The following is a 20,282-nucleotide window of genomic DNA, read 5'->3' as shown; positions in this document are numbered from 1 at the left end:
TATTGATTATGAATAAAAAGTCACACTCAAATATTCGAGCTATTTGTGCTAAAGCGATTTTTAATGTACTTGAAGAGGGGCAATCGCTTAGTACGGCCTTAACGTTATTTAGCCATAAAGTAGCAGAAAAAGATCGCGCGCTAATGCAAGAAATCTGTTTTGGTGTGATGCGTGTTTTACCTGAACTTAATTTTTATATTCATACTTTGATGAATAAAGTTCTTACCGGGAAAAATCGAGTTCTACACTATTTATTGTTAGTGGGTATTTACCAAATTTTATATACCAGAATACCTGAACATGCAGCTGTAGGTGAAACAGTTAATGCAGTAAATGATTTAAAAAAATCAGCGCTCAAAGGATTAGTAAATGGCGTATTGCGTGAATTTTTACGCCAACAAGAATCATTACAACGAAAATTTGTACAGGATGATAAAACACCTCAAACTTTGCATCCAAGTTGGTTAGTTAATCGTCTTAAGCAAGCTTATCCCGAGAAATGGCAAGCAATCATTTCTGCCAATAACCAAAAACCACCAATGTGGTTACGCGTTAATCTTAATCACTATTCAGTTAGTGAGCATCAACAATTGTTAACTGAACGGCAAATTGAATCAGAAGCTTTTGCTGATTTGCCTTGTGCTATTAGGGTATTATCGCCTGTAAATGTAACGAAATTACCTTATTTTGCTGAAGGAGCCGTTACCGTACAGGATTTGTCTGCTCAATATGCTGCATATTTGTTAGAACCCCAAAATGGTGAGAAAATTTTGGATATGTGTGCCGCTCCAGGTGGAAAAACAACCCATATCTTAGAAATTGCACCTAAAGCAAATTTATTAGCGGTAGATGTTGATGCAGGTCGTGCTAAACGTATTGAAGAAAATCTGGCTCGCCTAAAACAAGTAGCAGAAGTTAAAGTGGGTGATGGTCTTACACCGGAAAAATGGTGCTTGGGTAAACAATTTGACCGAATTTTGCTTGACGCACCATGCTCGGCAACAGGCGTAATTCGTCGCCATCCTGATATCAAGTGGTTACGGCGAGATAGTGATATTGCGCAACTCACTGAATTGCAACATGGGATCTTAACCAATATTTGGTCTTATTTAAAAACAGGTGGCACTTTAGTCTATGCTACCTGTTCAATCCTACCTGATGAAAACAGATTGCAAATTGAGCGTTTTTTAAAAGAAAACAGCAATGCCCAACTTGTGGGTGATACGAAACAATTTTTACCAACTATACACGGCGGCGATGGCTTTTTCTATGCTGTTTTAAAAAAAAGTAGTTAATACATTTTTACAATGCCAGCTCTGTTTAAAAATGATTAATGTATTAACGCTGAGCATCCAGCTTAAAAAGTTGGAGGAAGATGAACTTATCACTCGTAGTGTATATGGTGAAAAAACACCACTTAAAGTGTTATACAAATTACCCCCTTTGGGTGAAAAAATTGGCCCAGCACTTGAACAGCTTTGTATGTGGGGACTATCTGTTTAGTATTCTTTCTTCATTTCTAAACTGAAGCTAATTAATATTGATTAACAATGAAATTTCTTGCAAAAAAAGTTGAGGAACAGGGTTTTTGAGCCGTAAAATTTAAGAAATAACTTCTTATAATCCTTACTTGGACAATCTTTAGTAGATATGGTAAATTCCGAATCTGTTTTACATTTTTAAGACTTTCGATATATGGCTTATACATTAACCTATAATGATCTCCCAGAAAATATTCAATACTGGCAAGGTTTACCTTTGTCTTTAAATGGTTGTGAAGTTGTTCCATTGGATTACAATGCGGGTAAAACGGGTTGGATTATTTATGGGAAAAAGTTAAATAAAACACTGCTTTCAAAATTTCAAAGACAACTTGCAATGCCAATGGTTGTAGTTTCATCTTGGAAAATTAAAACCTATCAAATAGTACGTATTGCTGGCGTAATGCCAAAAAAAGCCAAATCGATTTCGCTAACATTAGGTATTGATGTTTCACCAATTGATAATTTACCCACATTGCATTCTCCAGGTTTATTAGTCATGGATATGGACTCGACCGCAATTGGTATTGAGTGTATTGATGAACTAGCAAAATTACACGGTGTCGGTGAACAAGTTGCTGCAGTGACTGAGCTTGCTATGCGTGGTGAACTTGATTTTGCTACCAGCTTACGTAAACGAGTTGCTACATTAAAAGGCGCACATCAAGATATTTTAGAACAAGTAAAAGAGAGTCTACCATTAACACCAGGATTAACTTATTTAGTTAAAGAGTTGCATAAAAAAAATTGGCATGTTGCCATTGTTTCGGGTGGATTTACCTATTTTGCAAATCATTTAAAACAGAAGTTAAAACTAATTGACGCTCACGCTAATGAATTAGAAATTAAAAACGGTAAGCTGACAGGTAAAGTTAATGGGCAAATTGTTGATGCTAAATATAAAGCGCGGATGTTACAACAATTAGCCACCTCTTTAGATATTCCTATTGAGCAAACTGTTGCGATTGGTGATGGGGCAAATGATTTAATGATGATTAGAATTGCAGGGCTTGGTGTTGCTTATCATGGAAAGCCTAAAGTCGTTGAAAAAGCAAGAATCAGCATCAATTATGCTGATTTAACCGGTTTATGGTGCATCTTATCTACCAGTTTATTAAGTGAAGGCTAGGAGAAGAATTTGGCAAAAACAGTAAAGCGCGCTTATGTCTGTAATGATTGTGGTGCTGACTATCCTCGTTGGCAAGGTCAATGTAGCGCTTGTCATGCATGGAATACCATTACTGAAGTTAGGTTAGCTAGTAGTTCATCACGCAATGACCGATTAACCGGCTATGCCGGTGGTGCAGGGCAAACTAAAATCCAAAAATTATCTGAAATTAGTCTGGAAGCCTTACCCAGATTTTCAACTGGATTTTCTGAATTTGACCGTGTACTTGGTGGTGGTGTAGTACCAGGTAGTGCTATCTTAATTGGTGGTAACCCCGGTGCCGGTAAAAGTACTTTGCTACTGCAAACCATGAGTAAACTGTCAGCACAAATGAATACCCTTTATGTAACTGGTGAGGAATCATTACAACAAGTAGCGATGCGTGCACATCGTTTAGGTTTACCGACAGATAATATTAATATGTTGTCTGAAACCAGTATTGAGCAGATCTGTTTACTTGCTGAACAGTCACAGCCAAAGTTAATGGTTATTGACTCAATTCAAGTTATGCATCTTGCTGATATTCAATCTTCGCCAGGTAGTGTGGCTCAAGTTCGTGAAACTGCAGCTTATTTAACGCGTTTTGCGAAAACCAAAGGCATAGCTATTATTATGGTTGGCCATGTGACTAAAGATGGCTCACTAGCAGGCCCTAAAGTACTTGAACACTGTATTGATTGCTCAATTTTACTTGATGGTGATGCTGACTCTCGATTTCGAACTTTACGTAGCCATAAAAATCGTTTTGGCGCAGTCAATGAGTTAGGTGTGTTTGCTATGACTGAACAAGGATTGAAAGAAGTCAGTAATCCATCTGCAATCTTTTTAAGTCGTGGTGAAGAGATGTTATCGGGCAGTTCGGTAATGGTGTTATGGGAAGGTACTCGTCCATTACTGGTTGAAATTCAAGCGTTAGTTGATCATTCTGTATATGGCAATCCAAGGCGAGTGACTGTCGGGCTTGATCAAAATCGGCTGGCACTTTTACTCGCGGTTTTGCATCGCCATGGTGGTTTACAAATGGCTGATCAGGATATTTTTGTTAACGTTGTTGGCGGGGTAAAAGTGACCGAAACTAGTGCCGATTTAGCATTGATTGCTGCATTGGTATCCAGTTTTCGAAATCGCCCTTTACCACAAGATGTGGTTATTTTTGGTGAAATAGGTCTGGGAGGAGAAATACGACCAGTACCAAGTGGTCAAGAGCGTATTTCTGAAGCCGCTAAACATGGTTTCAAAAAGGCAATAGTGCCTATAGCTAATATGCCAAAGAAAAAGCCAGAAAATATGCAGATCTTTGCTGTTAAGAAAGTGTCGGAAGCGTTAGATATTTTAAGTGATCTTTAGAGTGTTCAAATATTGCTAAATACTCCGCCGATTTTTGTATCGGCGAAGTATAACTGGCTAATATTAAGGTTAATTAATAACAAATTTCATAACAAGGTTGATAGGCACTACCGCCAGGAAGCTTCATGCGATCTTGTTTTACATAGCTAAGCAGTAAATTATCTAATTGCTTCATGATTTCAGGATCACCTTGCAATTTATAGCGACCATGTTCAGCAATTTGCTTCATACCAAACTCTTTAACATTACCTGCAACAATTCCAGAAAAAGCACGGCGTAAATCAGCAGCTAATAATTCAACTGGCTGATCTTTATGTAGATTAAGTGATGCCATGTTTGCATGGGTTGGTTCAAATGGGTGCTGTAATGCTTCATCAATTTTGAGTAACCAGTTAAACCCATAAGCATCACCAGTTGCTAACCGTGATGATTTAACCTGTTTTACCCCATGTTTCATTATGCGTGCAACTTGTTCAGGTGAATCAATGATAATTTCATACAATTTAGTCGCTTCTTCGCCTAAAGTATTACGAATAAATTGATCAATCGCGTCAAAATAATCTTCACACTCTTTTGGACCCGTTAGAATAATTGGTAAAGTCTGATTTTTATTAGCAGGATTGAGCATAATCCCCAAAATATAAAGTAGTTCTTCAGCAGTACCAGGTCCGCCAGGAAAGATAACTATACCATGCGCCATTCGAACAAACGCTTCAAGTCGTTTTTCGATATCTGGCATAATGATGAGTTCATTAACTAATGCATTTGGTGGTTCGGCTGCAATTATCGATGGCTCAGTCATACCAATAAAGCGACTATCTTTTATACGTTGTTGTGCATGACCAACAGCGGCGCCTTTCATTGGTGCTTCCATTATTCCCGGACCGCAGCCTGTACAGATATTAAGTTCTCGTAATCCAAGTTGCATACCAACTTGACGAGCATAATAATATTCACTTTCGTTAATTGAGTGTCCACCCCAACAAACAATTAGATTAGGCTCTTCGCCAACGTGTAGGGCATTGGCATTACGCAGAATAGAAAAAACAAGATTGGTGATGTAATAGGAGTGCTCTTTTTCAAGCTTCTCGTTAGGTACCAAGTGTTTAATTGCCGTAATTTGGCCATTTAAAAAAAGAATATCACGTAAAACCGCAAACAGATTAGCTTGTATGGAGCGAATAATGCGTTTGTCGACAAAAGCACTTTCAGGTGCATCAATAAGCTCTAATTTAACTCCACGCTCTTTACTGATAACGTTAATTTCGAACGATTTAAATCTATCTAGTAATTCTTTAGTGTTATCCGTTTTACTACCCGCATTAAGAGTAGCTAATGAGCAATTTCTAAACAATTGATAAAGTTCGCTATTTGCTGATTTTTTTAAAATATCAACTTCAGCCTGCGCAAGTAAATCCATTGATCCTAACGGACTTATATGGGTAATCATCACAACCTCCATTTGACGGTTTTATCGACAAGGAAATCATTATATACCGAAATATAATGAATACTAAGCAAAGCTGTAAATAAGCTAAAAATATGAGGCAATAGGGTGAATTAAAAAATTTTTTCTAGTTATGAAATAAATACCTCATAATAAGAAAAAATAAAAAAATTAGAATATTATTCAACCTTCAAGGTGTTTGTCAGGTTAGTGAGTTATCAATGAAAAAGGAATTTATTTGTTTATAGGGGTTGTCAGTAAGTTAAAGAAGAGAGAAAAGGGCGACCGAACGCTTTTATTAATCTTGTCGAAGGGCAACTTACTTAATTACATCACGGTTATTTATACTTAAAAGAAAAATGATGAAATTGAATCATCTAATCAATTATCGAATAGTGATAATTGTCCGTAGTCAATAAATAGTGTCTATGCTAGACTTAAACAAACTCTGAAGCTTTTTCACCTAAGTGAATTCATATGGTGGACTAGCCGCGGTATAGCGCAGAAATGGCTATGCTTCCCGATTTGGATAAGGTGTTTGTGATATGCAATTAATGGATAATTATCAGCGTCGATTTCAATATCTACGCTTGTCGATTACCGAGCAGTGTAATTTTCAGTGCCAATACTGTTTGCCTAATGGTTATCGACCTAATAAAGATCATCAATTTTTATCGTTAAATGAAATTGACAATGTTGTGTCAACGTTTACTGAACTTGGTGTACATAAAATTCGGCTAACGGGCGGTGAACCGACTTTGCGTCGAGACTTTATTGATATTTTGTCAATAATTTCTGCTTATCCCAGCATCAAACAACTCGCTATCACAACCAATGGTTCACGGTTATTAAAAAATGTGCATTATTGGCAACAAGCAGGACTTAATGCTATTAATATTAGTATTGACAGTTTTTCTCCTTACATTTTTAAACAAATAACAGGCCAAGATAAATTACGTGAGCTGATTCAAGGCGTTGAAAAATCATTAGAAGTAGGTATTAGGAAAGTTAAAATTAATACCGTTTTGATGAAAAATATGAACGACCATCTGGCTGATTATTTAACTTGGATTAAAGATCGTTCAGTTGAGTTACGTTTTATAGAATTGATGGAAACAACAGAAAGCCGTGAATTATTTAATCGTTATCATTTAGCTGGTCATGTGATGGAATCACAACTTATTGAACAAGGTTGGCAATTACAGTCAAAAGAGGCGTTCTCTGGACCTGCTAAAGTTTACGCGCATAGTGATTATCGAGGTAAGATTGGTCTGATTATGCCGTATTCAAAGGATTTTTGTAAAAGTTGCAATCGATTACGTGTCTCGTCTATCGGTAAATTACATTATTGCTTGTTTGGTGATGCAGCGGTTGATTTACGGGATTTACTACAAAGCTCTGAGCAAAAAGCGCAACTTAAAGCTAGAATTTTATCTTCACTATTAATAAAACCTGAAAAACATTTATTACATACCCACCATTTAGGTATCACACCTAATTTATCTTATATTGGTGGTTAACATACAGTCTTGTTTGGGAATATGATTAATGTCCCAGTGTGATATCGCCCAATCTAATAACGCTTTCTGTGTGGCATCTTGCCAATTTTCGGGTATTTGTTGATCTAAAAATTGTAATGCTTGCACCGTTAATAATTTGGTTTTTTTTATATCAATTGGAGAGGCATGATTTTGCTTCGAGAGTTTATGACCATGACTATCTAAAGCTAATGGTAAGTGGCAGTAATTTGGGATTGTAAAATTAAATAATTGATAAAGTGAAATCTGTTTAGCGGTCACAGGTAATAGATCTGCACCACGAACAATTTCGGTTATTCCTTGATAATTATCATCTAATACAACAACTAGATTATAAGCAAATAATCCATCTTTTCGATGAATAATAAAATCTTCTAGTGCATTGATATGATCAATGCTTTGTTGACCTCTAATTTTATCATCAAAAGAGAAAATCGGATGATTTTGCTTTAAACGAATAGCAACGTTATTTAATGCTAAATGTCGCTCACGACAAAATCCATCATAAATATTGTTTTTAAGGCTATGGATCCGTTGTCTGGTACAATCACAATAGTAAGCTTTTTGCTCAGAAATTAATGATGCTAACACTGATCGATAACGTTCACTACAGTTAGACTGATATAAAACTTGATCATCCCAATAGAGATTAAAAGCTTCTAATGTTTTTAATATTAAAGATGATGCGCCTTTGACTTCCCTTGGGGGATCAATATCTTCAATACGAACAAGCCATTTACCATTGCTGGCCTTGGCTTGTAAGTAGCTACCGAGAGCTGTCACCAACGAACCAAAATGTAATGGTCCAGAAGGTGACGGAGCAAAACGACCAATATATTGCATGGGCGTATAGGATAGAAAGAATAGTTAAATGAGAATCACATACCCATTTGTTTTTCACGAAGTTCAGCTAATGTTTTACAATCGATACATAAATCAGCGGTAGGTCTTGCTTCTAAACGACGGATACCAATTTCAACACCACATGATTCACAATAGCCAAAATCATCGGTTTCAATTTTCTTTAATGTTTTTTCAATTTTTTTGATAAGTTTGCGTTCTCTATCACGCGCTCTTAGTTCTAAACTGAACTCTTCTTCTTGAGTTGCGCGGTCGGCTGGATCTGGGAAATTAGCAGCCTCATCTTGCATATGAGAGACAGTTTTACCCATTTCACCTTGTAATTGTGAAAGCCACGCTTCTAAGATTAGTTTAAAATGTTTCAATTGCTTAGGATTCATATACTCCTCACCTTTCGCCTCTTTATAAGGCTCAAGCCCAGCAATTGATAGCAGACTAAGAGAAGATGTATTTACTTTTTGTTCCTTTTTCACAGCAATCCCCTTAAATACACATTATTTTCAAGCGCTAAACTATAGCAATAAATTAGCCTTTGGCAAATTTTTTTTACTATTTTTTTTGTGCTAAAAGTGCAGAATATTACAACTATATGTTATTAATAAGATTAATTATTCATCCCATTTTTTTAAATTATTCAAAGGACATTTTTTAATTAAATCAAACAGCTTATCGTTATCAGGTAAGATAAGTTCTGGTGAAATATCAAATAAAGGATAGAGTACAAATTCTCTATTTTTCATATGATAATGAGGAATTGTTAGTCTATCGTTGTCTATTATTAAGTCATCATATAATAATATATCTAAGTCTAATGTCCTTGCTCCCCATCGATTATCTTTGCGTACCCGACCTTGTGATTTTTCTATTGCTTGTAGTTCATCTAATAAAGCTATAGGTTTAAGTGAGGTGGTTAACTTTATAACTGCATTGAGGTAATCATTTTGATCTTGTGGACCGAGCGGTTTACTGCGATAAAATGGTGAAATGTCAGTAACTACGGTATTGGGTAATTGTTTTAGGGCTGCAATAGCTTGATTAGCTTGAGCTAATGGATCGTTAAGATTACTGCCTAAGGCAATATAACATATTGACATAATTGGATGTATTTTTTCGTGATGTTTAAGCATAGAGATATTTTAGCACATATAAAGTGTTATCAAGCTAGATTGCTAAATAATGATTATTTCTAGTTATTAAGATATAGCGATATAATCTTTTAAACGTATATTTAGTATCCACTATTTGCTCAATATTTATTGAGATTTGTATGAGAGTTTATAATGCATTTAGGTCAACAATTGAGTTTGTTAATAAAAAATACGCCAATTATTGAGCAACAATCAGTCCTTGAATGTGCAATTAATGGTGTTATTGATTATTTTGCGAGTAGCTTACAGGCATCTAATGAAACTAATGCTCAGCAATTACTGGCCTGGATAAATGATGAAGGTGGCAACAATCGAGCTTGGCTAATTGGTCAAAAAACGTTAGCAACTAGCCGGCAAGCAGCATTATTTAATGGTTTTCAAGCACATTGTTTAGATTATGATGATGTACATATTGATGTACGTGGTCATCCATCAGCGGTTATCTTATCAGCCTTATTTGCTAGTATCCGCTTAGATGATTCATTAACGAGTTTAGATGGTCGTCGTTTTTTAACTGCCTATGTAATAGGTATTGAAGTTATGGCCTTATTGGGACGATGTGTCAATCCTGAACATTATGAAAAAGGTTGGCATACAACAATCACTTTAGGTGGTATTGCCGCAACAGCTGCTATTTGTTATTTATATGATGAACCATTTCTTGCTCAAGCATTAACTTTAGCTGCGACGCAAGCGTCAGGTCTGCGATTAATGATGGGGACACCAATAAAATTTTTGCATGCGGGATTGGCTGCACAACATGCTATACAATCGGTTGAATGGTTAAGAGCTGGGATTTCAGCAGATAAGGATTTTCTTGATGATAACCTTGGTTTTTTATCAATATATGGACAAGGCAATGATAATTTAGATTTAACTGTCTGGGCTAAACCATGGAAAATTGTTGAACCAGGGTTATGGTTTAAGACTTATTCATATTGTTCTGCCGCTTCATATATTGCTGATGCGGGTAAGTTAATTTATAAGCATCCTAAGTTTAATGTAGATAATATTGATTATATTACTCTTTTCTTTGCACCAATTAATAGTGATGCAGCACTGATCTATAAAAAGCCATTATTAGCTGAGCAAGGACGTTTTTCAGCAGAATATATTTTGGCATTGATTTTACTCGGTATACCTATCGATTTTGAACAATTTGCTTCAAAGCCAATAGCTGACAATATCCTACAATTAATCCAAAAAATGCAGCGTAGTTATGATATACAATTAACCCCTCATCCTGATGCATATAATAAGCGCTATGTCGTTATTGAAATAGTATTAAATGATGGACAAAAAATTAGCCAACGACTGGATATTCCTAAAGGATCACCTAAAAATCCTTATAGCCAACAAGAATTGGCCGCTAAGTTATTTGGAGCATTGCAAAATGAAATTAAAGCACAACAATTATTGTCTGATATCTATGCTCTAGCCAATGGTATGGATATTAAACAATTACTCATATCGCATTGGAAAATGCTTTGATATCTACTATAAACAGTTAATTATTTTATAAATATAAGCTTAAATTTCAAAATCAATATCATCATTGATTTGCCGTAAAAAGCGTTGAGTTAACTCGTGTTGTGGGTTATCAATTAATGATTTTGCTGGCCCTTCCTCAACAATAATACCATTAGCCATAAAGATGATGCGGTCGGCCACGTACTTTGCAAACTCCATTTCATGGGTTACGATTAGCATAGTTATCTTTTCTTTGGCTAGTTTCAGCATCACTTGTAAAACTTCATGAACTCTCTCAGGATCTAACGCAGAAGTTGGTTCATCAAATAATAATACTTTTGGTCTTACAGCTAATGCCCTAGCAATTGCAACACGTTGTTGTTGCCCTCCCGATAATGTTACAGGATATTGATCAGCATAAGCTAACATTCCAACTCGCTCTAACAATGATATTCCGTACTGTTGTGCCTCACTTTTCTTCATTTTCTGTGCAACAATTAATGGATAAGTAATGTTTTCTAAAGCTGTTTTATTTCTAAATAAATTGTAGTGTTGAAAAACCATTGCTGATTGTTTGCGTAAATTGGTCTCTTGCTTATGGTTGTAATGTTCACTATTGAGTATTACTTTATCAATACGAATCGTTCCTGTATTAGGTTTTTCAAGTAAATTAAGACAACGCAATAAGGTTGATTTTCCCGATCCGGATGGTCCAATAATGGCAACTACTTCACCTTCTTTGATATTAAGATTTATTTCTTTTAAAACTTCATTATTTCCAAATCGTTTTGATAAATGAGATACACTAATCATCATGCTCTCCTTAACGATGATATGGTTTAGTTAGTTTACGTTCTAACTGCTTTTGTAACCATGAATAGGCGACAACAGTTAGCCAGTAAACAATACCGACGGCTAAGTAAGTTTCAAAATAGAGAAAAGAATTAGCAGTTAACATTTTTCCTGCTGCTAATAATTCTTGTACCCCGACAAAAAATGCTACAGAAGAGTCTTTGAGTAGTGAAATAAACATATTCCCCGCATTCGGTAAAGCATTAATTATCGCTTGAGGTAATATAATTCCTCGATAAACCTGAATTGTACTTAATCCTGAGGTTAATCCTGCTTCTTTTTGTCCAAGATCAACCGAAGTTAAGCCAGCACGAAATATCTCGGCTAAATAAGCTGAATATTTTAAACTAAAACAGATAATAGCCGCCGTGGTTGCGCCTACTTGTTTCATAATTGGAAATATTTGTGGTAGGCCATAGTAAATAATAAACAGTAAAACGACAGATGGAATTCCACGAAATAAAGAAATAAACAGCGCCAAAAAAGAATCAATTACAATAATTTTATTGTTTCTAATCAAAGCAATAGCAAGCCCTAATATAGTGGCAAACACAAATGATGTAATGGCAATAAAAAGTGTAACTGGCAGATAAGGTAATATCTGCGGGAATACACTAAAGAAATAGTTTATATTAAAATTCATGAGGTAATATCTTCACCAAAATATTTAATTGAAAGATTTTTCAATGTTCCATTAACACGTAATTTTTCGATGGCTTGGTTAAATTTTTCTTGTAAAGCTTTACCTTTTTCATCCTTACTAAATGGGAAGGCAACTTGTTCAATAGTAATTGGTTCGCCCACTAATTTGAATGGTAGATTTTTTCGTTTAATTTCTGCCAATAAAATTGGTTTTGAATTGACATAACCATCGACTCTTTGAAATTCTGTATCATGCATTGCACCATCTCGAGTTTCATAGGTTTTGATCGTAATTTCGTTATTAGGAAATGCTTTTTTAAGATTATTAATATGGTTTGAACCAAGTACCCCTGCAATAGTTTTACCATTAAAATCAGTTAGCTGATTAATATTGTTATTATCTTTGTGTGTAACAATTTGACTACCATAAAAACTATACGGCTGAGAAAAATCATATTTAGCTTGACGAGTTGGTGTAACTGCCACCGCATTTGCTACCGTATCTAAACGACCTGAGTCAAATTGGCCCATTAATCCACCAAATTCAGCAATTACCCATTCAACTTTAAAACCTAACTCATTGGCAATTGCTTCTGTGACTTCGACATCAAATCCAACTAACTTTCCATCTTGTTTATAACCATTCGGGTAACTTTGACCGGTTGAGCCTACTTTTATAATGTTTTGTTCCGCCGCCTGATTGTTTGATTGATTATCACAACCACTCAGGGTAATTAATAAAATAGCAGAAAACCATGTTATTATTTTTTTCATTATTGATGACTCCTCTTTTTCCATTCGGAATAGTTTTTGTGATTTAATATTTTTTTAAAATAAAGGGTAGTGTGATCACTGGTTAAATTTACTTGCCCTATTTGTTGATATCCTCTTTTGCGATATATATTGGCTAGCCATGGATGATTGGCTGCTGTACCTAAAGTTACGGCGGGAACCTTAAGTTGGTTAATTAAAACTTCTTTTTCAACCCAATCCCATAAAGCATTACCATAGCCTTGTCCTTTATAAATTGGATCTGTTGCAAACCAGCCTAAATGTGGTAATCCATAAGGTCCTGGGTTATTTCCCCATGGAAAACGTATGCTTAAGGTTGATATTAATTTATTGTCCTTTTCTATTATATAAACTGCATTCGAATCAATATGATGAATTATTTCTTCAGGTTCGACAGTAGCTGCTGCAAAATGAATGCCTAACTGTGACGTAGCTTGATATGCTCGGTGCAATAATTGTTGATATGCTGGAATATCGGAACAGCTGATTAAGCGAAAATTCATAATAAAACTCCGCTTTGTTCCGCATATTTGATTACTTGGTCGACTTTTTGTGGTGCAGAACCCAGATAATTAATTGGATTTAACCAATTATCAAGTTCAGACTCGGTAAATTGTTCACTTAAACGTGGATCATCCAATAGGAGGGATTTAAATGGTCGGTTTTGTTCAAATGCTTGCATAGCATTTTCATAAATTAAATGGTGAGCAGTTTGTTTTCCTAATCGCTTGCCAATTTCGAACATTATTTTTTCTGATAACAGTAAGCCATTTTGTTTTTTTAAATTAGCTAACATTTGATCAGCATTGACTTTTAATCCTTTTAAAACAGCTAAAGCGGTTTGAAGTTGTGCTGAAATATAAAGATTAATTTCTGGCAGGGCAATCCATTCTGCCCGCCAGCTCATGGCATCACGTTCATGTTCAACTTTCATTGATTCATGAATAAGTGCCACACTTTTTAATAAAGGCGCGGTAAGACTCGCTAAACCTTCTAAGGCGGCTGGATTACGCTTATGAGGCATGGTAGTCGAACCAATTTTACCATCAGAAAATGGCTCTTCCACTTCATTAATTTCCGTTCGCATAAGGTTGTAAAATTCGTTACCAATTTTGCCAAGCGAACCGCTAATAAGAGCAATAACTGATGCGTATTCAGAAAAACGATCTCGTGCAGATTGCCAACCAATATTGGGTGTATTTAGTCCAAGTGAAGTTAATGCACGATTTTCCACTTGTGGACCTAATTCACCCATTGATGCATAAGTGCAAATAGCTCCGCTAATATTACCGACTAAAACTCTTTGTTTTATTTCAGATAAACGTTGTAAATGACGAACAAACTCGTCTAACCAAACCGCTAATTTAAAACCAAATGTTGTCGGTAATGCTTGCATACCATGGGTGCGACCTACCATGGGTAAATATTGATATTGTTTAGCCAACCGTTTTAATTGATGCGCAATTAATTTGGTATCCCGTTCAATTATATCAAATGACTGTTGTATCTGGAGAACAGTTGCGGTATCGACAATATCTTGGGTGGTTGCTCCATAATGAATGTATTGACCAGCATCACCTACTTGTTTTTGTAATGCGTTGATTGTTGACATCAGTGAATGTTTCGCTTTGGCTGCTTCTTGAGCAAGTTGTTCAAGTGATAATTTTGATGCATCAGCTTTGGCAATAATTGCATCAGCAACGTCAGCAGGAATTACACCTAATTCACCTTGAGCTTTTGCTAAAGCTACTTCTACTTTTACTTGCTTTTCTAAGCGATTTTGTTCAGACCATATTTGGCGCATTTCGCTAGTGCCAAAATTATTGCCTAAAATTAAAAAATCTAAAATATGTGATGCCACAAAACCGTCCTCAATGAAAATTAAATAAATTGATAGCAATTATTATTAATTATTGATTTAACGTCTAATAGCTAGTTTTCCTAAATATATAACTAAAAGGAATAATGGAATGAATGACACGACTCTTTATCGAGTTTAAAAAGAGTGTTATTTAGCAAAAAATTTTGAGGAGAGGCTTTTTTAGATTGATAATATAAATTATTTAATAATATTCAAATGGTTGATGGGGATATCAATTCAGGACAAAACATAATTTAGATAGAGCTTATAAAAAAATTCTTATTGTTAATATATCGAATACATTGGTGATTAAAATTTAAATTAATTGCTAATGTATTCGACTATTACTAGAAATATTTTATTAAACTTGAGGTTTATAATACTTCGACAATTGATTCACAAAGTCTAGACATATTATCGATAGTCATTCCCGCAACATTGATGCGACCTGAATTAACCATATAGATACCATACTCATCACGCAATTTTATTACCTGTTCTTCACTTAAACCACTAAATGAGAACATACCATTTTGTTTAGCAATAAAGCTGAAGTCTTGGTTAGCACTTTTATCTTGTAGTGTTTTTACAAATAACTGTCGCATACGATGAATGCGTTGTCGCATACTGGTTAATTCGTCAATCCACTCTTCTTTTAGCTCATCATTATTTAAAATATAAGAGACAATTTTTGCGCCATGTGCTGGTGGATTAGAGTAATTGGCTCTAATAATAGTTTTTACTTGACTAAATGCTCGATCGGCAATTTCGCTATCAGCAGCAATTAAAGTAAATGCCCCAACACGTTCATTATAAAGTCCAAAGTTTTTTGAGTAAGAACTAGCAATTAGGAGTTCTGGTTGGTTATTGGCAAATAGTCTAAGTCCATATACATCTTCTTCTATTCCTTGTCCAAATCCTTGATAAGCTAAGTCGAATAGTGGTAACCAACCGTTTTTTAACGCTAATTCCGAAATAGCTTGCCATTGTTCAGGCGTTGGATCGATACCAGTTGGGTTGTGGCAGCAGCCATGAAATAGTACCGCATCACCAGCGACAACTTGACTTAAATCAGTCATTAAACCATCAAAATCTAGGTCTCGCGTTAATGGATTGTAGTAACGATATTCACGAACTTCTAAGCCTGCGGTTTGAAATACGCTACGATGATTAGGCCAAGATGGATTACTTATCCATACTCGTTTTACTTTTGTACGTCGAGATAAAAAATCAGCCATAATTCGTAATGCACCAGTGCCTCCAGGTGCTTGAGCTGTTCTAGCTCGTTGATTTTCAGTACCAAATAGTAGAATTTGGGTAGCATCATTAAATGAGTTAAGACCATCAATTGGTAAATAACTTTTTGTGATTTCATCATTTAAAATCAGATGCTCAGCTTTTTTTACACTTTCTAAAATAGGTGTTTTGGTCGTCTCGTCTTTATAAACACCAACACTTAAATTGATTTTGTTAGTGCGTTCGTCCTTGTTATAAAGATCCGCTAAACCTAAAATGGGATCTGCAGGCGCTGCTAATAAATATTCAAACATAATATACCTATTTCTTTTTTTGAGCTTCAATGCATTATATACACATTGTTTGGCAAGTTACAATTTCGTTAACAATCAGGCTTCGAAGCAATAATTTTACCACTATTGGTGTTTTCAAATACAAATTGTTAACTTTCAATTTTAAGTTTTTCAAGAAATGATTTTAAATCAGGTGCCAATGTGATTAATTGTCCTGTTATTAAATTTTCTTTAACAATTTCAGCAGTTAAATTATTTATTGCAATAATTTCAGTGTCCTTATTAGTTGAGCCAATAAAAAGAGTCGGATGGCGTTTTAATTTTTTTTGCTGTGATAAATGCGCAATTAAATTCTGCTCTAAATTAGAGAAGTCGTCATCACTCCATGGTTGAAGTAAAATTACATCAATATCGGCAAACTTTGCAGCCATATTAGCCGCATATTGTGTGCCATAATAAATATGAGTGCTTTGATGTATTTTTATATTAATTACTTGTTCAACGATGGTTAAATTTCTTGGTGGAATAAGTAAATAAGGCTGCCAATAAACAATAAGATTTTCGGTTTTTGTAATACAAGGAGAAGGTAATGAATGTAACTCTTCACTTTTGGGTGCACCATCAAATTGAGCAATCCAACGATGGGTAAAATCAATTAAGGCAATTTTTTCAGGTAATTCCATAGATAAATATTCGTTCATTTTGTAAGCAAATCTAAATTATATTATACGGATAAAATTGGGATATGCACCTGTGTTAATGTTAGGTTTGTAAATTACTAAAATAGGTCATAAAACTATCAGTAATGATGTAGAAAATTTAGACAAAATCAAATTTAGAAAACTAGCGACTAATGCTGCATTTTATTATACTTTTAGCCTATTTTATTGAGCGTTTAAAATTAATACTTAATTGTTTATAAAATAATCACTTTAATTTACTTGCTATCCTCTGCTGAAACGTGAATAATAGACAAGGATAATTTATCCTTGTAATGCAGCAATGGCGTTAGACATTACAGTTTGTCAAAATAAAATAGCGTAAGTAGAATTATTATAATTAATTAATATGTTTATTTTAAACAATCATATAAAGATTTAGTGGTTTGTTAAATTGTAGAAATTTGCAAACTCATCATTGAAATAATATCAATAATTGTATGTTTAGTGGTGTTCAAAAAGTATATAAGTGTTTTGAATGTAATATTACCTCTAAAAATGTATTGATGTTGTATATACGGATTTCACATAAAATAATAACAAAAATAACATAAATAAAATAATGAAATACTGTATACAAAATATTAAGTTAAGTACTATTGTTTATCATTGTTAAAATAAGCATTTATTAATAATAAGATTCTACCTACAGTTAATTTAGATTAATGAAGAGTGTAGAATAATGAAAAGAATGCTAATCAATGCAACCCAGCAAGAAGAGCTGCGAGTTGCCCTTGTTGATGGCCAACGCTTGTATGATTTAGATATCGAAAGCCTTGGTCACGAACAAAAAAAAGCCAATATATATAAAGGCAAAATCACTAAAATCAACCCTAGTTTAGAAGCCGCTTTTGTTTCATATGGTGGTGAGCGAGATGGTTTTTTACCATTAAAAGAGATCGCAGAAAGCTATTTCCCTTCAAATATTTCTGGTCGGCGTAGTATTAAACATCTGCAAGAAGGCCAAGAAGTCCTTATCCAAATTGAAAAAGAGATTCGTGGTAAAAAAGGTGCTGCTTTAACGACTTATATCAGTTTAGCCGGTAGCTATTTAGTATTAATGCCAAATGACCCAAGAGCAGGTGGGGTTTCGCGCCGTATTGAGGGAGAAGAGCGTGCAGATCTAAAAAGAGTTATCGATGCGCTAGAAAAACCAAAGGGCATGGGTGTAATAGCTAGAACAGCGGGTGTGGGTAAAAGCCAAGAAGAGTTACAACAGGATTTAAATGCGTTAGTTAATTATTGGACAGCGATTCAAAATGAGTCAAAAAATCATCCAGCACCAAGCTTAATTCATAAAGAAAGTGACATTATTACTCGAGCATTTCGTGATTATTTACGTGATGATGTGGGTGATATTCTTATTGATAATCCTAAAGTACTGGAAATTGCAAAAAAACGATTAGCTGATTTAGGTCGTGTTGAGTATGTTAGTCGTCTTAAACTTTATGAAGGTGATGTACCATTATTTAATCATTTTCAAATCGAAGGTCAGATTGAATCGGCATTCCAACGGGAAGTTCGCTTACCATCTGGTGGTTCAATTGTTATTGATGCAACTGAAGCATTAACTGCGATCGATATTAACTCAGCTAAATCTATTCGTGGTAGCGATATTGAAGAGACTGCATTTAATACTAATCTTGAAGCGGCAGAAGAGATTGCTCGCCAATTGCGATTACGTGATTTAGGTGGCTTGATTGTCATCGACTTTATTGATATGACGCCAATTCGTAATCAACGTGAAGTGGAAAATCGCTTAAAAGAAGCGATGAAAACCGATCGAGCAAGAATCCAAACCACTCGTATTTCCCGTTTTGGTTTGCTTGAAATGTCTCGTCAACGTTTAAGCCCATCTCTACGTGAAGCAACTCATCATATATGTCCTCGTTGTCAAGGAACAGGTACAGTTCGTGATAATAATTCATTATCACTTTCAATTCTTCGCTTAATTCAAGAAGAGGCGATGAAAGATAATACGGTTCAAATTGATGTGATTGTGCCAGTACCAATTGCTAGCTATTTGCTTAACGAAAAGCGTCGTGCGATTAATAATATCGAAAGAATGCATCCGGATGTTAAAATCGTCATTGCTGGTGATGAAGAAATGGAAACACCACTTTATAAAGTGATTCGTAAACGTAGTGGTGAAGAGACAGATGTATTAAGCTACAATTTACCTAAACTAATCCGTGAGCTTGAAGAGGAAGAAGAAGATCAAGTCGCTGAATTAGTGGTAGAGCAAGCTGTATTATCAGGTCCTAAAGTAGAAGCGAGTAAAGCATCTAAAGCGAAAAGTGAACCGAAAAAAGTTGAAAAATCTAGTGGCTTATTTGGTGGTTTATTTAAGAAAATTCGTCAGTTATTTGTTTCCGAAAAGGTAGAACCTAAACCAGAAGTTAAGCCTCAATCAAATAAAAAACGAGATAATCAACGCTCAAATAATAGACGTCAGCGTAATAATCGTAACAATTCAGCTGCAAATAATAATGTTGCAACTGATGAAGTTAAAGAGACTACACGCTCTAATCGTCGTACAAAACAAAATAATAATTCATCTAATGCTGCGAATAATATAAAAGCTGATAAAGTCGTTAATGAGGCGGCACAACCACCTAAGCAAAAAGAAGCGAAACCAAGACGTCAACAGCGTGCATTAACGAAGAGTGTTCGTGTTAAAAATAGTGATGTACCTGCTCAAGCTGAAAAAGTGTGTATCCCTACTTTATTATTGCCAGTTATTGTTCCTGAAACAGGCGATAATGCTGTAACTAACGATTCACAACCGAAGCGTCAACGAAGAACATCTCGTCATTTGCGTATGAATACACCACGGACTAAACGACGCGGTAAAAATAGCGAATTAAAACAGTCTGCAATGCCATTGCAATTTGCTGCTGCGTCATTAGAGCTTGCATTAGGCCGTGTATCGGTTGATTATAGTCAAGTTAGCCATGATGAATCGTCTAATGCTGTTCCAGTGATCCCTTCACTTTTATTACCAATCGTAATTAAAGATGATGTAGACATCGCTAAAAACGTAGTTGCTAGTGAATCTCAATCAAATATCACAACTCAAGCAAATATTGAGAAATCACCTACAACTCAGGTAACAACAGAATCTACAGCAGATCATGCAGCGGGTTATTCATCATCAATAATGACTAAGGCTCCAGCTCCGGACTATGTGGAATCTGATAGTGGAATAAAAACACGAGAAGAGTTGGATTATCGTTATGACGGTAAAGGTAATGCTGGTGGATTAAGTGCTCAAGATCATGCTTATGCCGCAGCAAGTAAACCGGTCATACCTGAATAGCAGATAACTAAAACAACAGTGATGGATATCACTGTTGTTTTTGCTCAT

Annotated in this window: 18 protein-coding genes and 1 riboswitch; of the genes, 7 read left to right on the top strand and 11 right to left on the bottom strand. The window is 35.1% G+C overall.

Features of this window, described 5'->3' with window-relative positions; genetic code table 11:
• Positions 1 to 8 precede the first annotated feature (8 nt).
• From rsmB to radA, 4 genes are all read left to right on the top strand, one after another.
• Complete coding sequence (gene rsmB / locus J3U09_RS09775) at positions 9 to 1,295, top strand: 16S rRNA (cytosine(967)-C(5))-methyltransferase RsmB (RefSeq protein WP_267358057.1); 1,287 nt, start codon at positions 9 to 11, stop codon at positions 1,293 to 1,295.
• Positions 1,296 to 1,326: 31 nt separating this feature from the next.
• Positions 1,327 to 1,503, top strand: a complete 177-nt coding sequence (locus J3U09_RS09770; RefSeq protein ID WP_220225504.1) for a winged helix-turn-helix transcriptional regulator — start codon at positions 1,327 to 1,329, stop codon at positions 1,501 to 1,503.
• A 192-nt stretch (positions 1,504 to 1,695) separates the two neighbouring features.
• Positions 1,696 to 2,670: a phosphoserine phosphatase gene (gene serB, locus J3U09_RS09765; protein WP_267354054.1), complete on the top strand. Its 975-nt coding sequence runs from the start codon at positions 1,696 to 1,698 to the stop codon at positions 2,668 to 2,670.
• 9 nt (positions 2,671 to 2,679) lie between these two features.
• Positions 2,680 to 4,056: a DNA repair protein RadA gene (gene radA, locus J3U09_RS09760; protein WP_065561765.1), complete on the top strand. Its 1,377-nt coding sequence runs from the start codon at positions 2,680 to 2,682 to the stop codon at positions 4,054 to 4,056.
• 73 nt (positions 4,057 to 4,129) lie between these two features.
• On the opposite strand, the gene ppnN is transcribed toward radA, so the two are convergent.
• Entirely contained in the window at positions 4,130 to 5,506 is a 1,377-nt protein-coding gene (gene ppnN / locus J3U09_RS09755; protein WP_267354052.1) for a nucleotide 5'-monophosphate nucleosidase PpnN, read from the bottom strand.
• Between the two features lie 431 nt (positions 5,507 to 5,937).
• Positions 5,938 to 6,056: riboswitch (molybdenum cofactor riboswitch) on the top strand.
• On the opposite strand from ppnN, the gene moaA reads away from it, so the two are divergent.
• On the top strand, positions 6,049 to 7,023 hold the full coding sequence (gene moaA / locus J3U09_RS09750; protein WP_267354050.1) for a GTP 3',8-cyclase MoaA: 975 nt from the start codon (positions 6,049 to 6,051) through the stop codon (positions 7,021 to 7,023). It overlaps the preceding riboswitch by 8 nt.
• On the opposite strand, the gene gluQRS is transcribed toward moaA, so the two are convergent.
• From gluQRS to folK, 3 genes are all read right to left on the bottom strand, one after another.
• The gene (gene gluQRS, locus J3U09_RS09745; protein WP_267354048.1) at positions 7,003 to 7,884 is read right to left on the bottom strand and encodes a tRNA glutamyl-Q(34) synthetase GluQRS; all 882 of its coding nucleotides are present in this window, start codon (positions 7,882 to 7,884) and stop codon (positions 7,003 to 7,005) included. The genes moaA and gluQRS overlap by 21 nt on opposite strands.
• Before the next feature lie 35 nt (positions 7,885 to 7,919).
• Positions 7,920 to 8,375, bottom strand: coding sequence for an RNA polymerase-binding protein DksA (dksA, locus tag J3U09_RS09740; RefSeq protein WP_065561769.1), 456 nt, complete (start codon positions 8,373 to 8,375; stop codon positions 7,920 to 7,922).
• A 135-nt stretch (positions 8,376 to 8,510) separates the two neighbouring features.
• A complete protein-coding gene (gene folK / locus J3U09_RS09735; protein WP_065561770.1) occupies positions 8,511 to 8,996 on the bottom strand; it encodes a 2-amino-4-hydroxy-6-hydroxymethyldihydropteridine diphosphokinase in 486 nt (161 codons plus the stop codon).
• A 186-nt stretch (positions 8,997 to 9,182) separates the two neighbouring features.
• Between folK and J3U09_RS09730 the strand changes: the two genes are divergently transcribed.
• Positions 9,183 to 10,541, top strand: coding sequence for an MmgE/PrpD family protein (locus J3U09_RS09730; RefSeq protein ID WP_267358055.1), 1,359 nt, complete (start codon positions 9,183 to 9,185; stop codon positions 10,539 to 10,541).
• A gap of 39 nt (positions 10,542 to 10,580) precedes the next feature.
• On the opposite strand, the gene J3U09_RS09725 is transcribed toward J3U09_RS09730, so the two are convergent.
• The 7 genes from J3U09_RS09725 to syd all read right to left on the bottom strand — a co-directional run bounded on the left by J3U09_RS09725 (position 10,581) and on the right by syd (position 16,897).
• Complete coding sequence (locus J3U09_RS09725; RefSeq protein ID WP_267358067.1) at positions 10,581 to 11,333, bottom strand: amino acid ABC transporter ATP-binding protein; 753 nt, start codon at positions 11,331 to 11,333, stop codon at positions 10,581 to 10,583.
• A gap of 10 nt (positions 11,334 to 11,343) precedes the next feature.
• Positions 11,344 to 12,015 (bottom strand): amino acid ABC transporter permease, encoded by a 672-nt coding sequence (locus J3U09_RS09720; RefSeq protein WP_267358053.1) that lies wholly within the window; start codon positions 12,013 to 12,015, stop codon positions 11,344 to 11,346.
• Positions 12,012 to 12,788: an amino acid ABC transporter substrate-binding protein gene (locus J3U09_RS09715; RefSeq protein ID WP_267358052.1), complete on the bottom strand. Its 777-nt coding sequence runs from the start codon at positions 12,786 to 12,788 to the stop codon at positions 12,012 to 12,014. The genes J3U09_RS09720 and J3U09_RS09715 overlap by 4 nt, the downstream gene beginning before the upstream one ends.
• Entirely contained in the window at positions 12,788 to 13,309 is a 522-nt protein-coding gene (locus J3U09_RS09710) for a GNAT family N-acetyltransferase (protein WP_267354042.1), read from the bottom strand. Before J3U09_RS09710 ends, J3U09_RS09715 begins: the two co-directional genes overlap by 1 nt.
• A complete protein-coding gene (gene purB, locus J3U09_RS09705; protein ID WP_065561775.1) occupies positions 13,306 to 14,667 on the bottom strand; it encodes an adenylosuccinate lyase in 1,362 nt (453 codons plus the stop codon). Before purB ends, J3U09_RS09710 begins: the two co-directional genes overlap by 4 nt.
• 374 nt (positions 14,668 to 15,041) lie before the next feature.
• Entirely contained in the window at positions 15,042 to 16,217 is a 1,176-nt protein-coding gene (locus J3U09_RS09700) for an aromatic amino acid transaminase (protein ID WP_267354039.1), read from the bottom strand.
• 128 nt (positions 16,218 to 16,345) lie between these two features.
• Positions 16,346 to 16,897: a SecY-interacting protein gene (gene syd, locus J3U09_RS09695; RefSeq protein ID WP_267354037.1), complete on the bottom strand. Its 552-nt coding sequence runs from the start codon at positions 16,895 to 16,897 to the stop codon at positions 16,346 to 16,348.
• Between the two features lie 700 nt (positions 16,898 to 17,597).
• On the opposite strand from syd, the gene rne reads away from it, so the two are divergent.
• On the top strand, positions 17,598 to 20,234 hold the full coding sequence (gene rne, locus J3U09_RS09690) for a ribonuclease E (protein ID WP_267358050.1): 2,637 nt from the start codon (positions 17,598 to 17,600) through the stop codon (positions 20,232 to 20,234).
• The last annotated feature ends 48 nt before the right edge of the window (positions 20,235 to 20,282 follow it).

It is taken from the genome of Gilliamella sp. B2889 (genome assembly GCF_026536885.1).
Classification (GTDB): Bacteria; Pseudomonadota; Gammaproteobacteria; order Enterobacterales; family Orbaceae; genus Gilliamella; species Gilliamella apicola_E.
The sequence above is the reverse complement of the archived record's forward strand: the minus strand, read 5'-3'. Positions and strand labels throughout refer to the sequence as shown.